At 33.4% G+C, this 13,291-nt stretch carries 16 protein-coding genes; 7 read left to right on the top strand and 9 right to left on the bottom strand.

The window, feature by feature from the left end; genetic code table 11:
* Positions 1–60 precede the first annotated feature (60 nt).
* The 4 genes from rpsU to KI430_RS16645 all read right to left on the bottom strand — a co-directional run bounded on the left by rpsU (position 61) and on the right by KI430_RS16645 (position 4,310).
* Complete coding sequence (gene rpsU / locus KI430_RS16660) at positions 61–258, bottom strand: 30S ribosomal protein S21 (protein WP_027384137.1); 198 nt, start codon at positions 256–258, stop codon at positions 61–63.
* A 441-nt stretch (positions 259–699) separates the two neighbouring features.
* On the bottom strand, positions 700–1,683 hold the full coding sequence (locus KI430_RS16655; RefSeq protein ID WP_248876022.1) for a pyruvate dehydrogenase complex E1 component subunit beta: 984 nt from the start codon (positions 1,681–1,683) through the stop codon (positions 700–702).
* A gap of 126 nt (positions 1,684–1,809) precedes the next feature.
* Positions 1,810–2,229, bottom strand: coding sequence for a DUF2147 domain-containing protein (locus KI430_RS16650; protein ID WP_248876021.1), 420 nt, complete (start codon positions 2,227–2,229; stop codon positions 1,810–1,812).
* Between the two features lie 161 nt (positions 2,230–2,390).
* Positions 2,391–4,310 (bottom strand): LTA synthase family protein, encoded by a 1,920-nt coding sequence (locus KI430_RS16645; RefSeq protein ID WP_248876020.1) that lies wholly within the window; start codon positions 4,308–4,310, stop codon positions 2,391–2,393.
* A gap of 117 nt (positions 4,311–4,427) precedes the next feature.
* On the opposite strand from KI430_RS16645, the gene KI430_RS16640 reads away from it, so the two are divergent.
* The 4 genes from KI430_RS16640 (at position 4,428) to KI430_RS16625 (ending at position 7,108) form a co-directional block, all read left to right on the top strand.
* Positions 4,428–5,138, top strand: coding sequence for a CDP-alcohol phosphatidyltransferase family protein (locus KI430_RS16640; RefSeq protein WP_248876019.1), 711 nt, complete (start codon positions 4,428–4,430; stop codon positions 5,136–5,138).
* Positions 5,139–5,204: 66 nt separating this feature from the next.
* A complete protein-coding gene (locus KI430_RS16635; RefSeq protein ID WP_248876018.1) occupies positions 5,205–5,969 on the top strand; it encodes a 3'-5' exonuclease in 765 nt (254 codons plus the stop codon).
* A 16-nt stretch (positions 5,970–5,985) separates the two neighbouring features.
* Positions 5,986–6,594, top strand: coding sequence for a fumarylacetoacetate hydrolase family protein (locus tag KI430_RS16630; RefSeq protein WP_248876017.1), 609 nt, complete (start codon positions 5,986–5,988; stop codon positions 6,592–6,594).
* A gap of 70 nt (positions 6,595–6,664) precedes the next feature.
* Positions 6,665–7,108 (top strand): universal stress protein, encoded by a 444-nt coding sequence (locus KI430_RS16625; protein WP_074236647.1) that lies wholly within the window; start codon positions 6,665–6,667, stop codon positions 7,106–7,108.
* Between the two features lie 118 nt (positions 7,109–7,226).
* Here the strand turns inward: KI430_RS16625 and KI430_RS16620 are convergent, their stop codons facing one another.
* Positions 7,227–7,460: a DUF6341 family protein gene (locus tag KI430_RS16620; RefSeq protein WP_248876016.1), complete on the bottom strand. Its 234-nt coding sequence runs from the start codon at positions 7,458–7,460 to the stop codon at positions 7,227–7,229.
* A 42-nt stretch (positions 7,461–7,502) separates the two neighbouring features.
* Between KI430_RS16620 and KI430_RS16615 the strand changes: the two genes are divergently transcribed.
* A complete protein-coding gene (locus tag KI430_RS16615; protein WP_248876015.1) occupies positions 7,503–8,408 on the top strand; it encodes a DUF6427 family protein in 906 nt (301 codons plus the stop codon).
* Between the two features lie 12 nt (positions 8,409–8,420).
* Positions 8,421–9,005, top strand: a complete 585-nt coding sequence (locus tag KI430_RS16610; RefSeq protein WP_074236650.1) for a DUF3109 family protein — start codon at positions 8,421–8,423, stop codon at positions 9,003–9,005.
* A 95-nt stretch (positions 9,006–9,100) separates the two neighbouring features.
* Here the strand turns inward: KI430_RS16610 and KI430_RS16605 are convergent, their stop codons facing one another.
* Positions 9,101–9,739, bottom strand: coding sequence for a LolA family protein (locus KI430_RS16605; protein ID WP_248876014.1), 639 nt, complete (start codon positions 9,737–9,739; stop codon positions 9,101–9,103).
* A gap of 134 nt (positions 9,740–9,873) precedes the next feature.
* Positions 9,874–10,254 carry a hypothetical protein gene (locus KI430_RS16600; protein WP_248876013.1) on the bottom strand — a complete coding sequence of 127 codons (381 nt, stop codon included), beginning with the start codon at positions 10,252–10,254 and terminating at the stop codon, positions 9,874–9,876.
* A gap of 134 nt (positions 10,255–10,388) precedes the next feature.
* On the opposite strand from KI430_RS16600, the gene KI430_RS16595 reads away from it, so the two are divergent.
* Entirely contained in the window at positions 10,389–11,249 is an 861-nt protein-coding gene (locus KI430_RS16595; protein WP_248876012.1) for a GH25 family lysozyme, read from the top strand.
* Between the two features lie 134 nt (positions 11,250–11,383).
* On the opposite strand, the gene KI430_RS16590 is transcribed toward KI430_RS16595, so the two are convergent.
* Together KI430_RS16590 and KI430_RS16585 are read right to left on the bottom strand one after the other, a co-directional pair.
* Positions 11,384–12,163, bottom strand: coding sequence for an alpha/beta fold hydrolase (locus KI430_RS16590; RefSeq protein ID WP_248876011.1), 780 nt, complete (start codon positions 12,161–12,163; stop codon positions 11,384–11,386).
* 117 nt (positions 12,164–12,280) lie between these two features.
* The gene (locus tag KI430_RS16585; RefSeq protein ID WP_248876010.1) at positions 12,281–13,105 is read right to left on the bottom strand and encodes a carboxypeptidase-like regulatory domain-containing protein; all 825 of its coding nucleotides are present in this window, start codon (positions 13,103–13,105) and stop codon (positions 12,281–12,283) included.
* Positions 13,106–13,291 lie beyond the last annotated feature (186 nt).

Raw genomic sequence — 13,291 nt, 5'->3', positions numbered from 1 at the left:
AAATCACTTCCAAATATAGAAATTCGGAAGTGATTTTTATTATGTTTTGCTAAAAAGAGCTTAAGCTTGCTCTTCTTTGCTTAAGTTTCTTTGCTTGTGAGCTGCTTTTAGTTTAGCTTGTCTCAAAGTTACAGAAGGCTTAATAAATTGCTGTCTAGATCTAAGTTCTCTTACAACTCTAGTTTTATCAAATTTTCTTTTGTACTTTTTTAAAGCTCTGTCGATAGACTCTCCGTCTTTTACTGGTATTATTAACATAATTTACATCTCATTTTGAGGTGCAAAAATATAAATAATTTATTAACCTACAAATTTTTATGATTTTTATTTTAAAAATTCATATTGAATATCATTCGAAATGCAAAGTCCACAAAGTTTTTGACATTATTGAAAATATTTTTAAGGCTCGCAAAGGCACTTGCGCTCAGAAGTAAGTTTGTCATTGTGTAGGAATCTCAACGGTTTAGATTCTTACGGAATGATAATATTATGTTTTGATGTTGACTTTTGATTTGGACGACAAAATCCCTAGCCCCGATAGTAACGGCATCCTTTTTTGTTATTGCGCTGAGTAATTTCTAAAGATTGCTTCACTTCGTTCGCAATGACAAAAAAGATATAGTGGATAGCGGGATTAAGCTCCAAAAAAAATCTTTAATCAAATAAAAACTCCCGAATAAATCCGGGAGTTAGTTTGTTTTATGCTTTGATGTACAATGCGTTTTTGATTTCTTCTTTCACCTTGTCCACTTTTGGGAACCATTCTGCAAATAATGGTGCCGAATATGGTGCCGAAGCATCCGGCGTCGTGATTCTCTTGATTGGCGCATCCAAATAATCGAACGCTTTTTGCTGAACCATATAAGTAATCTCTGTAGAAATAGAAGCGAATGGCCAAGATTCTTCCAAAATTACCAATCTGTTGGTTTTCTTCACAGACTCCAGGATTGTATCGTAATCCAAAGGACGGATGGTTCTAAGGTCGATAACTTCTACCGAAATCCCTTCTTTTTCCAAATCCTCAGCCGCTTGTAAAGCTACTTTCATAATCTTCCCGAAAGAAACTAAAGTCACATCTTTTCCTTCTTTCTTGATGTCTGCCTTCCCGATTGGAATGTAATATTCTTCCTCCGGAATTTCCATTTTGTCGCCATACATCTGCTCAGACTCCATAAAAATAACAGGGTCGTTATCCTGGATCGCTGATTTCAAAAGTCCTTTCGCATCGTAAGGATTGGAAGGAACGATTACTTTAAGACCTGGGCAGTTTGCATACCAGCTTTCGAAAGCCTGAGAGTGCGTTGCTCCCAATTGTCCTGCAGAACCTGTTGGTCCACGGAAAACAATTGGACAGTTCCATTGTCCACCGCTCATCTGATAGATTTTTGCCGCGTTGTTGATAATCTGATCAATCGCAACCATCGAGAAGTTGAAAGTCATAAACTCTACAATCGGACGATTCCCGTTCATTGCAGCTCCTACAGAAATACCTGTAAAACCAAGTTCTGCAATAGGCGCATCTATGATTCTTTTTTCTCCAAATTCGTCTAACATTCCTTTCGAAGCTTTGTAAGCTCCGTTATATTCTGCAACTTCTTCTCCTATAAGAAAAATGGATTCGTCTTTACGCATTTCTTCGCTCATAGCCTGAGCGATTACTTCACGAAATGTATGTTCTTTCATTTGATATAAAGATTATGAAAATGTTCTTTGTTTAAAATTTCGAACTACAAAAGTATTAATTTTTTTATTATCTGCATAACAAAAAAGGCTCCCAAATGGGAGCCTGCGATTTATCATAATTTTCAGTTAGTCAGCTTTAAGCCAAGTTTGATCTCTACCTAATAAAGAAATACCTAAATAACCTCTTACATTCAATTTATCTCCATCTCTTGTAATTGTACATTTATAAGTTTTTCCTTTTTTAGGATCAGTAATTGTCCCTCCAGTAAACTCATTACCATCTTTTGAAAGGCCTCTGATAATCTCCAAACCAACCAAAGGCTTATTTTTACGATCATCTTTACATGCTACACAGTTGGCATTTTCTGGCTTAATTAACAACTGAGATATCTTTCCGTAATATTTACCGTCTGATTTTTTCCAAATTTCTACGATAGATTTGGCTTTTCCTGTTTCGTCATCGATGGTTTTCCATTTTCCTTCGATTTGAGCAAATGATATAACTCCGATAAATGATAAGGCAAATGCTAAAATTAATCTTTTCATTGTCTTTATTTTAAGTTGTTTGTTGTTTGATTATGTTAAATTGTTAACGTTAAATTAATATTGTTAAAAATATAAATTAATTTTAAACAAACAAGAATTATTTACTATCCGAAGCATAAATAAAGCGTCCTTGTACATTTTTCAAAACTTAAACAACGATTCTAACTGAGTTTTCTGTTAATAACTCTATCCATATAATCCTGATACCAAGCTTTGGTTTTTTCAATCCCGAGTTTTTGCTCAGCATTCAAATTCTTTTTAATAAGATTCTTTAATAATCCCAAATCTGTTTTGTCATAAATACCAGTTACTTCTTTCCCATTGAAGATATAAATGTAATTTCCAATAATCAGTTGCTCTTGGATAGAATCTGAATTGACAATCATATAATCTTCATTTTGATCTGAAACCAAACTTCTCCCCCAACTTCTGATTTTTTTATTATAACCTAATAAATCTACCAATGTTGGATAAATGTCCATCTGTTGTGCAAACCTATCATCCACACCTTTCAAATTATATTTTGGGTTAGGTGAGAAAAACAATAATGGAATCGCAAATCGGTTGATTGCTTTTTGATATTCCGGATAATAAGTTTGATTGGTATGATCTGCCGTTATCACAAAAATCGTGTTCTGATACCAAGGTCGTTTGCTCGCTGTTTCAAAGAATTGTTTCAAAGCATAATCTGTATACTGAATCGGAACGTGAATTTGTAGTGGTCCAGATTTGAACTTATTATGATATTTTTCAGGAACTTTAAAAGGATCGTGAGAAGAAGCGGAAAATAAAGTTGACATAAACGGCTGCTTCTTTCCTAAATTTTTAGCAAAATATTGAAAAAATGGTTCATCCCAAATTGCCCAAATCCCATCAAAATCGTTATCATTATTATATTCGGTTTTTCCGAAATAATGTTTGAAGCCTAAAATATTTCCAAACCCTTGAAATCCCATTGAACCATTTGGCGCGCCGTGATAGAAGCTTGTATGATAACCCATATCATTACAAACCGAAACAATAGATTGGATTTTTTGATTAGAATAAGGCGAACTTGTAAAAGCATCAGTCAAACTCGGAATTCCGGCCAAAACAGAACTCATCCCGTGGATAGATTGTCTTCCGTTGGCAAAAGCATTGGTGAAAATCAAACTTTGATTAGCTAAACTATCCAAAAACGGCGTGTAAGAAACAAAGTCTTTAATATTTGTATTTCTATTAAAAGCACCTGAATATTCTTTCCCAAAACTTTCCATAATGAAAATTACGACGTTGGGTTTGGGTTCAACCTCGCGATTGTATAATTTGTATGGTTGAATTTCTTTATCAATAAACTTCTCATCAACAAAATGAACCAATTTAAAATTATTAGTATTTAATGTTCTGAAAAAAGAGAAAACACTATTCAGAACCAGATTCCCTTGCAACGGATTGCTGACGTGTTTATTTGCATCCACCAAATTAATTGGTCTTGTAGAATGTTTAAAATCGCCACGAATCCCCCCAACAACCAATGTTGCAGTAATGCAAAGAATAACAATTGACGAAATAAAATAAGAAACCAATTGTTTTGGTTTTTCTTCCTGGACTTTCACTTTTTTGTAAAGGAAAATCCAGACGAAAATGATGATGACAAACCAAATAAAAACAAATGGATGTTGTAACAATGCATTCCAAAAAATTCTGCCAAGATTATTTTCATTCTTACCAACTTCTATCGCTGCAGAAGTCAATCTTGCCTGACTGAATCTATAATAAATAATATCTCCGAAATTAAAAGAATAAGTAATTCCGTTTGTAATAAAATACCAATAGAACAAAAATTTCTGATAGCTTTTCTTTGTATTGATTGTAATCGGAATAATACTTAATAGGATAAAAACCGCATTCACATAAAGAATTGCAGTCGTGTCAAATGCAGTTCCGTAATATGATAATTTAAAATATTCTGATAGCCCTTCAACTTTTATCAGATCTTTGTTGAAGATCCAAAATAAAAGTCTCGCTATCTGATAAAAGAAAAAAACTAAAAAAAGTCTGTAAATCAAGGCAAAAATTTCTTGCCCTCTCAAATTCTTCATTTTGCAAAATTAAGAAAAGTTCGAAGTCAGAAGTTGGAAGATGGAAGTTTTTCATAAGACTATGAAAACTTCAGGCTTTCGTCGCCCATCATCCAACAAATTTCCTATTTTTGTGATATGAATTTCATAAAAAATAACCTCGCCAACGCATTTACTTTAGGGAATCTTTTTTCCGGTTGTGTTGGGATTGTTCATTTATTTTCCGGCGATTATCAGACTACGGCAATTTGTATTATTATTTCCTTGATTCTTGATTTTTTTGATGGTTTTATTGCAAGAGCAATGAACTCCAGCAGTAATCTTGGAGGACAACTGGATTCTTTGGCGGATATGGTGAGTTTTGGTTTTTTGCCTGGCTTTACGGTTTTTACCGCATTGGAACACTTGACTTTTACAGGTCTTCCGGAATTTACTCCTTGGATAAAATATTTAGGTTTTTTTGTTACTCTTTTTTCTTGTTTAAGATTAGCCATTTTCAATCTGGATGAAGAACAGAAATATTATTTCAAAGGTCTGAATACACCAAGTAATACGATTTTAATCTTCGGATTATTTTATGCCTATAAAGAATCCGGAAATTTCAGTTTTCTTTTTGAGAACGAAATCTATTTATTGATTTTCACCGTCATTTCTTCTTGGTTGCTGGTTTCACCAATCAAAATGATCGCAATGAAATTCAAATCAAAACAATTAAAAGATAATTATCCAAAACTGGCTTTATTAATTGGTGGAATTTTGATTTTATTAATTTTTAAAACAGTAGGAATTCCGTTAATCATTATCTATTATATTTTGATTTCACTGATATTCCAAAAACAACTTAATTAATTATAAATGATGAATGATAAATTATTAGTGATTTAATTTATCATTCAAAATCATAAACTATAAAAAATGAATTTAAAACTCCATAAACCACTTTGCGTTTTCGATTTGGAAACAACTGGAACCAACATCGGAAAAGACAGAATCGTAGAAATTTGTATTCTAAAAGTCAATCCTGATTCTTCCCGAGAAAGTAAAACTTGGCGCGTGAATCCGGAAATGCCAATTCCAAAAGAATCTTCGGCAATCCACGGAATTTATGATGCTGATGTTGCAGAAGCGCCAACCTTCCGAGACATTGCACCTAAAGTAATGGCAATGATTAAGGATTCGGATTTGGGAGGTTTCAATTCTAACAGATTCGATATTCCTGTTTTAGCTGAGGAAATGTTGAGAGCCGATGTAGATTTTGACCTTAGCAAACATCGTTTCGTAGATGCGCAAACGATTTTCTTCAAAAAAGAACCTAGAAATCTGGGCGCTGCTTATCAATTCTATTGTGGAAAAACTTTGGAAAATGCGCATTCTGCTGAAGCTGACGTAATGGCAACTTTCGAAGTTCTGGATGCTCAAGTTAGAAAATATGAAGATGTCCCCAATGAAATTGCCGAGTTAAGTGATTTTTCTTCTCAGAATAAATTTGCTGATTTGGCTGGAATGATTCATTTTAATGAAAAAGAACAGGAGATTTTTGCTTTCGGAAAATACAAAGGTCAGATTGTGAAAGAAGTTTTCCAAAAAGATTTGGGTTATTATGGTTGGCTTCAAAGCGCAGATTTTCCACTTTATACGAAGAAGATTTTTACTAAAATCCAGTTGAAGTCTAAGTTTTAAAATTAAATTTAAACTAATGAAAATAATCTGCATAGGAAGAAATTACGGCGAACACGCCAAAGAATTAGGAAACGAAATTCCTGAGGACCCTGTAATATTTATGAAGCCTGATACGGCGGTGTTGAAAAAAGGTTCGGATTTTTATATTCCGGAATTTTCTGATGATGTTCATTATGAATTGGAAGTGGTTTTGAAAATCTCGAAAGGCGGAAAATATATCCAGAAAGAAAATGCTGGAAAACATTATGACGAGGTTGGTCTTGGAATAGATTTTACAGCGCGAGATTTACAGTCAAAATTGAAAGGTAAAGGTTTGCCTTGGGAATTGGCAAAAGGTTTTGATGGTTCAGCTGTTGTTTCGGATTTTGTATCAAAAGATAATTATGATTTGCAGAATTTGAATTTCTCATTGACAAAAAACAATGACAAAGTTCAAGATGGGAACACTAGCGAAATGATTTTCAGTTTTGATGATATTATTGCTTTTGCATCACAGTATTTTACTTTGAGAGTTGGTGATTTGATTTTCACAGGAACTCCTAAAGGTGTTGGAAAAGTTTCTGAAAATGATATTTTGGAAGCTTATCTGGAAAATGAGAAATTATTTTCACTTAAGATTCAATAGATAAAAATCAAGCCAACCTATTCTATTAATGGCTAAATATTTGCTTTAAACAAACTATAAACCTAGGATTATGAAAAAAATTATTTTACCTGTAGATTTTTCTGATAGCTCTAATAAATTGGTAGATTACGCCGTGAGTTTTGCGAAAGATGTGAACGCAGAAATCGCTTTGATTCACGTGGCTGCCTCTGATATTGGTTTTGTAATTGGCGATATGGGTTTCCAATATTTTCCGGAAGTGGAAGAAAACGAAATAAAATATGAGCTAAAAGAATTGAATAGACTTGAACAACAAGTGATTTCTCAAGGTGTAAACTGCACCCATATTTTGAAGCAAGGCATTGCTGGTGATACCATTTTGGAATTTGCTGACGAAAAAAATGCAGATTATATCGTAGTTGGTTCGCACGGCAGAAGCGGTGTTTATGACGTTTTCATAGGAAGTCTGACAAAAGAAATTACCAAAAAATCCAAAATCCCGGTTTTGGTGGTTCCTTGTCACGATGAGGAATAATTTTTCAAGAAACAATAAACAATATTTAAGAATCAAGAGATTTAGAAAAGATTAAAAATAAAAGAACCCGTCTCGTTGCAATAACAAGACGGGTTTTTTATAAATATAATCAATTTATTTAACCTTCGTTTTTGTAGATTTTTGGGTCATAATAAGGGTGCTTCCCTTCTGTAGGAGAGTGATATTCTTTATCTTTTTGGGCTCCCAACGTTACTACCAAAATATAACACCAATAGCAGAAAAATCCTGTAGCTACTAGGAATAAAATCCAATTCAGAACATTAGCCGTAAGGTCAAAAAAACCGAAAGACCATTTGAAAGCTGCGCTTAATGCTAACCAGAAAGATGTCATCTTTTTCTTTTTTTAAATTAACTTTGCACAAATTTATAAAAAATGTTTCGATTACTTTCTAAAGAAAGCAATATTTTTTCGGTTCCGGTTTACATTGGTTTCCTGTTTTTGATATTTCTATCACTTAACCTTTTAGATTTCAAATACATAGACATATTCCCATCGATAATTACATTTATGGGAATCAGTTTAGGATATTTTTTATTCAATGCTATTGCACTCAATCAGTTTTCGCATCTTCCACTTTTTCTTTACACGATTTTCGTAGCTTCATTTTATGATGGAACAATTGATCTGGGATTGGCATTTACATTTTTGACAAGTGCTATTATTTTATTGATTTTAACAAGCCAAAACGACCAACTTAGAAAAAGTTCTTTTATGCTTGTTGGTTCTATTTTAGCATTTAATTATCTGGTTTTTCCTGCGAGCTGGCCTTTGGGAGTTTTTGTAGTTTTTCATATTATTGGAACATCGGGAAGAATTGGACTTAATATTTTTCGTTTGTTATTCGGGATCATTTTGGTTGTTTTAAGTTATTTTGGATTGATGTATTTGATTCATTACACGACTTGGGACAAAACTTATCTGCCTTTTTATGGAAAGTTTGAAATGATGGATTCCTATTATCCTTTATATATTTTGATTCCGATCGCATTGATGTTATTATACTCATTGTCTGACCACTTCAAACATTATAATGAAAAAAGCCCTATCAGCAGATACAAATATACTTTTGTACTCGTTTTTTCCCTTGCTCAATTGATAACCATCATTTTTTATATGGGCAAAGATTATGAATATCTTTTGCTTCTGGCTTTACCTTCTAGCATTATTATCAGCAGAATGTTACGTTTCTTGCCCAAATACTGGATGCAGGAATTTGGACTTTGGATAATTGTTTTTTGCTTGGCAGCATTTAAAATTGCTAATTTTGCACAATATTAAAATGGATGAAGAATGATTCAGATAGATGATAAATTAATTTCAGAAGATGTTTTCGCAGAAAGTTTTGTCTGCAATCTTGCCAAATGTAAAGGTGTTTGTTGTGTAGATGGAGACACAGGTGCCCCTTTAGATAAGGATGAATTGCCAATTCTTGACGAAATTTTTCCGAAAATCAAATCTTATCTAAGACCAGAAGGCGTGAAAGCTATCGAGGAACAAGGAACTTGGGTGATTGATCCTTATGATGGTGGCTATGTAACGACTTTGGTCAACGGCAGCGAATGTGCTTATGTGATTTTTGACGAAAAAGGAACCACAAAATGTGGCATTGAAAAAGCTTATGAAGACGGCGTTGTGGATTGGAAAAAACCAATTTCTTGTCATCTTTATCCAATACGTGTGAACGATTACAAAACTTTTGTTGCTTTGAATTATCACGAATGGGAAATCTGTAATGATGCTTGTACTTTAGGAAAAGAATTACAGGTTAGAATTTATCAATTCCTGAAAGAGCCGCTCATTAGAAAATACGGAGAAGATTTTTATAAAACACTTTGTGAAGCTGCCGAAGAATGGGAAAAAGAATATAATTCTTAATTAAGATTTGAAGCTTCAAATCTCAAAAATATTTCATAAAAAAAGGATTCAAAAATTAATTTTGAATCCTTTTTTTATTTTGTTGTTAAATTCCATTATTTGAATTCGTCATCAGAAACCGGCTGATTGATTTTGATATCAGAATTTTTCACCGAAACCTGTTGTCCGGCTGCATCAATAGACATTTCTTCCACAAATTTGATTCCGTCAATATCTGCATATTTTGAAATAATCATTGTTCCTTTATCGCCTTCTGTTTTCCAAAGCAAATTGGTTTTTGCATCAAAGTAATACTTGCTGTCATCAGAAGACAAAATGATATAATCTTTTCCATCGATTTGCTTTTTTTCAACAGTTTTCATTTTCTCAGGATTCAGCCCAAGTGCATCCATCAATTTTGCATCTTTCAATTTTGCAACTTGGTCAGCAGGGAAATCTATTTTTTGTCCCATTTGGTTAGCAAAACCCTTTTCTCCGTCAAAAACCTGAGACATCTCCTGCCCCATCATGCTTTGCGTAGACTTGAATTTGTTATCTTTTTTTACTGTCTTACCTTCCATTTCCATTCCCATCACACTGATGGTATTTTTCATAGAAAGTGTTTTTACAGATTCTAATTTTTGTTTCCCGCCCAAAGCAGTTACATAATTATCAATCACTTGCTTAGCTGTCTGAGCAGAAAGATTTGCTACTGTCGCAACAGAAAGAGCAAATGTCAAAATCAATTTTTTCATTTAATTTTTAATTTATATCAACGAAGATAGTTAAATATTAAGATTATCTTTTATCATTAGTTCGTAATAGAACATTTTTGTTACAAAAAAACAACTCCAAATGCTGAAGTTGTTCTAATTCTTTTTTGCGAAGATTAATCTTTTTTCTTGATATCGTCTTTCACATCTTTATAAGTATCGCTCACTGCTTTAGCTCCTTTCTCAGCTGTTTTCCCAGTCCATTTAGCGCCATCTTTCACACCTTCAGCAGTTGCGTTGGCACCTTTTTTAACCGTTTTCCCAGTCCATTTTGCACCTTTCTTTACACCTCTTTTCGTAGCCTTAGCTCCTTTTTTCACTGTTTTTCCAGTCCATTTTGCAGCATCTTCTACACCTTCTCCTGTAGCTTTTGCACCTTTCTCAACAGCATTTCCAACAGCCTTAGCATCTTTTTTAACTTCTTGTTTTACGGTTTGAGCGTTCATTGCTACTGCTACAAACATTACAGCTGACAATGACAAAATTCCTTTTTTCATTTTTTGAATGTTTTTAAAATTAATAATACAATATTAGCATAAAATAAGCCAAAAAAATTCATTCATATTTTAATTTTTAAAAATAAATTTTTCCGTTCTTTTCGATGAGGAAAAATAATATTTTTGCAAAACTTATGGCAAAGGCAAATCTCAGTACAAAGAAGAAAATTCATCAAAAAAGGAAAGGCGTTTTTATGAAAAAACGTTGGATTCTTTTGATTATACTTTGTATTTCTTTGCTGGGAACAGGATATTATCTAAGACAAAAAATCAATTATTACTTCGCTTACTATCTTGGAAAGCACTTTGAACACAAAAAACTTTCGAATACCGAAGCAGAAGCTACAAGAATTGAAAAAATTACTGGACTTTATGCCAACCAAACTTTTGGTTTTGATATTTCTCATTATCAAAGAAAAGAAGATATCCAATGGGACAGCTTGAGTATTGGAAACAGAACAATTCCTCTGAAATTTGTGGTTCTAAGGGCAAGTATGGGAAACCGAAAACTAGATAAAAACTTCGATCATTTTTGGGAAACTGCCAAAAAACACAATTTGATTCGTGGTGCTTATCATTTTTACCGTCCTGATGAAGATCCTGTGATGCAGGCTAATTCTTTTCTTTCTGTTGCGAAGTTAGAATCCGGCGACCTTCCTCCAATTCTTGACATTGAGAAAAATCCCAGAAAAAAGACTAAAGAACAATTGATTTCTGACCTCAAAGTCTGGATAAAAATAATGGAAGACACGTACGGCGAAAAACCGATTATCTACACTTACTATCATTATTACAAGGATTATCTGGAAGGCGAATTTGATGAATATCCACTTTGGTTAGCCAATTACAATGATGTTCCGACGCCTTCACCAGATGATGAATGGCAATTCTGGCAATTTTCAGAAAACGGAATTGTTTACGGAATTAATTCAAAAGTAGATTTGGATATTTATAATGGGAATCTTTGGTCGTTGAAAATGTTGACGATTGATTAGATTAATTTTATCGTAAAGTCGCAAACAGAATTTATTTCAATAATAAAAAAGTCACAAAATTTTTCACTCTGAATAACTTTGCGACTTTTATGATTTATTTGTAAAGAAAAATTGTGTCTTTGCGTTTACTACTTTTACTTCTTAATAAACTCAATCACATCTTTACTCAACTCCTCTGCTCTTTCAACAGGAACGCCGTGAGAAGCACCTTTGAAGATTTTTAGTTTAGAGTTTGGGATTTCTTTTGCGATATATTCGGTGTGAGAACGGAGAATTAAATCATTTTCTCCAGCCACAACAAAAACTTTCGCTTTGATTTTATTGAGTTGTTTTTTGGTGATTTTTGGTTCATCAATCATCAATTGAAGTAATCTGATATCACGTTCTGGTTTGTTTTCCACTTTCATTTTATCAGCATCCTTTTTCATATTTTCCACTTCATTTTCACCAACTCCATTAGGAAAAACATTAGCACCACTTGTGATGATTTTATTGGCCATTTTCGGATATTTGATAGCGAACTCAATTCCGGTATTTCCGCCGTCGCTCCAACCGAGAATATTAATTTTTTTGAATTTCAATTCGTCTGCTAACGCTTTCACATCATCTGCAAATTTTATGTAAGTTAAAGGTTCTTTAGAAATGTCTGTACTTTTTCCCTGAGCTCTTGTGTCCATCGCAACAACCGTAAAATGTTTGGAAAGCTCCGGAATTTCTTTGGAAAAAGCATCAATGCTTCCGCCATTGCCGTGTAGCAAGAAGAGTGGTTCACCTTTTCCGTAAACTTCATAATAAATATCTGCGTCTTTCAAATGAAGAACTTTACCGGCTTCCGGATTTTTACCAAAATCATAAACCTGAGCAAAAGATATTGTGGAAACAAACAGAATTAATAAAGAAATTATTTTTTTCATTTGATTTAAGAGTATTTAACTGATTATACAGATATAGAAGATTAAAAACGCCAAAATCTGCTTAATCCGCAAAACCTACGACAAATTATTTTCAGTCAAATGTAAAAATAAATCAAACTACTTTTTAACTTTCACATCAATATTGATAGCTGGTGCTGCCATACCAATTTTTTCCCAATTTCCATAGAAAGAACGGTAGTACCCTGACCTGAACAAAGCACCACTCAAAGCCACTTTCCCATTGGATTGTCCGATGAATTGAATTCCTACGAAGAACTTGCCCTCCAACCAAATCGATTCTTTGCTAACATCCAGAGAAAATGTAGAATCCTTCAAATTTTCTTTTCCAATTGTGGCTATAATATCATTTTCCAAAATCAGATTATTCGGTTTTCCATCTTTTTCATCGTAAATCGTGTAACGGACTTTGATAGGCATCGTGGATTCGAATCTGGAAAAATTCATATTGATTTTATTAATTTTCAATCGCTTGTTGGAACTGAACTCTACCGCAGTTTCCTCTACCACCGAATTCCCTTTCTCCATATTTGGCGTGAACATTAAGGATTTTGATTTAGCGTTGACTCCTAGATTTTTCTCTTTATAATTTTGAGGCGTCAACACAACTTCCTGGATATTGGTTACCTTTTCGTACAAATAAATATTGTGAGGATTGCTTTTGACGAAGTCTTCTACAGAGCTTCTGAACTGTTTGTATCCGCCCACAACAACTATCAGCTCTTTGTCTTTACTGACTTTCTCCAACTGAATTTCGAATTTTCCGTTTTCATCCGCCTGAACACCATAATTACTATTCAGGATTCCGATTTTAGCATAAGGAATTGGTTGATTGTCACCTTTGGATAAAACTGTTCCTGAAATAAGTTGCGCTTGAGAAACTACGTAAATAAAAAATACGAAAAGAAAGTTGAGTTTTTTCATAGGTTTAATTGAAAAACAAACTTCTGAATTTTTTTTTAATAATCTAAACAAAAGTTAAAAATGATTTCTAATAATAAACAATTATAACTGAACACTGAATCGCAGCAGCCCGGCTTGAGCGGAAATCCTTTTTACGCAACGAAGTGGAGTGAAAAGATTGGGAGCGGAAGACGGATAAAGCTGCCC

It is taken from the genome of Epilithonimonas zeae, from assembly GCF_023278365.1.
GTDB lineage: Bacteria > Bacteroidota > Bacteroidia > Flavobacteriales > Weeksellaceae > Epilithonimonas > Epilithonimonas zeae_A.
The sequence above is the reverse complement of the archived record's forward strand: the minus strand, read 5'-3'. Positions and strand labels throughout refer to the sequence as shown.

Bases quoted from the DNA above. Each gene is read 5' to 3' on its own strand.
- KI430_RS16600 (WP_248876013.1), bottom strand. From the start codon at position 10,254: ATGAAAAAAGGAATTTTGTCATTGTCAGCTGTAATGTTTGTAGCAGTA.
- KI430_RS16620 (WP_248876016.1), bottom strand. From the start codon at position 7,460: ATGACATCTTTCTGGTTAGCATTAAGCGCAGCTTTCAAATGGTCTTTC.
- KI430_RS16585 (WP_248876010.1), bottom strand. From the start codon at position 13,105: ATGAAAAAACTCAACTTTCTTTTCGTATTTTTTATTTACGTAGTTTCT.
- KI430_RS16655 (WP_248876022.1), bottom strand. From the start codon at position 1,683: ATGAAAGAACATACATTTCGTGAAGTAATCGCTCAGGCTATGAGCGAA.
- KI430_RS16605 (WP_248876014.1), bottom strand. From the start codon at position 9,739: ATGAAAAAATTGATTTTGACATTTGCTCTTTCTGTTGCGACAGTAGCA.
- KI430_RS16630 (WP_248876017.1), top strand. From the start codon at position 5,986: ATGAAAATAATCTGCATAGGAAGAAATTACGGCGAACACGCCAAAGAA.
- KI430_RS16610 (WP_074236650.1), top strand. From the start codon at position 8,421: ATGATTCAGATAGATGATAAATTAATTTCAGAAGATGTTTTCGCAGAA.
- KI430_RS16640 (WP_248876019.1), top strand. From the start codon at position 4,428: ATGAATTTCATAAAAAATAACCTCGCCAACGCATTTACTTTAGGGAAT.
- KI430_RS16590 (WP_248876011.1), bottom strand. From the start codon at position 12,163: ATGAAAAAAATAATTTCTTTATTAATTCTGTTTGTTTCCACAATATCT.
- KI430_RS16635 (WP_248876018.1), top strand. From the start codon at position 5,205: ATGAATTTAAAACTCCATAAACCACTTTGCGTTTTCGATTTGGAAACA.
- KI430_RS16615 (WP_248876015.1), top strand. From the start codon at position 7,503: ATGTTTCGATTACTTTCTAAAGAAAGCAATATTTTTTCGGTTCCGGTT.
- KI430_RS16645 (WP_248876020.1), bottom strand. From the start codon at position 4,310: ATGAAGAATTTGAGAGGGCAAGAAATTTTTGCCTTGATTTACAGACTT.
- KI430_RS16625 (WP_074236647.1), top strand. From the start codon at position 6,665: ATGAAAAAAATTATTTTACCTGTAGATTTTTCTGATAGCTCTAATAAA.
- KI430_RS16595 (WP_248876012.1), top strand. From the start codon at position 10,389: ATGGCAAAGGCAAATCTCAGTACAAAGAAGAAAATTCATCAAAAAAGG.
- rpsU (WP_027384137.1), bottom strand. From the start codon at position 258: ATGTTAATAATACCAGTAAAAGACGGAGAGTCTATCGACAGAGCTTTA.
- KI430_RS16650 (WP_248876021.1), bottom strand. From the start codon at position 2,229: ATGAAAAGATTAATTTTAGCATTTGCCTTATCATTTATCGGAGTTATA.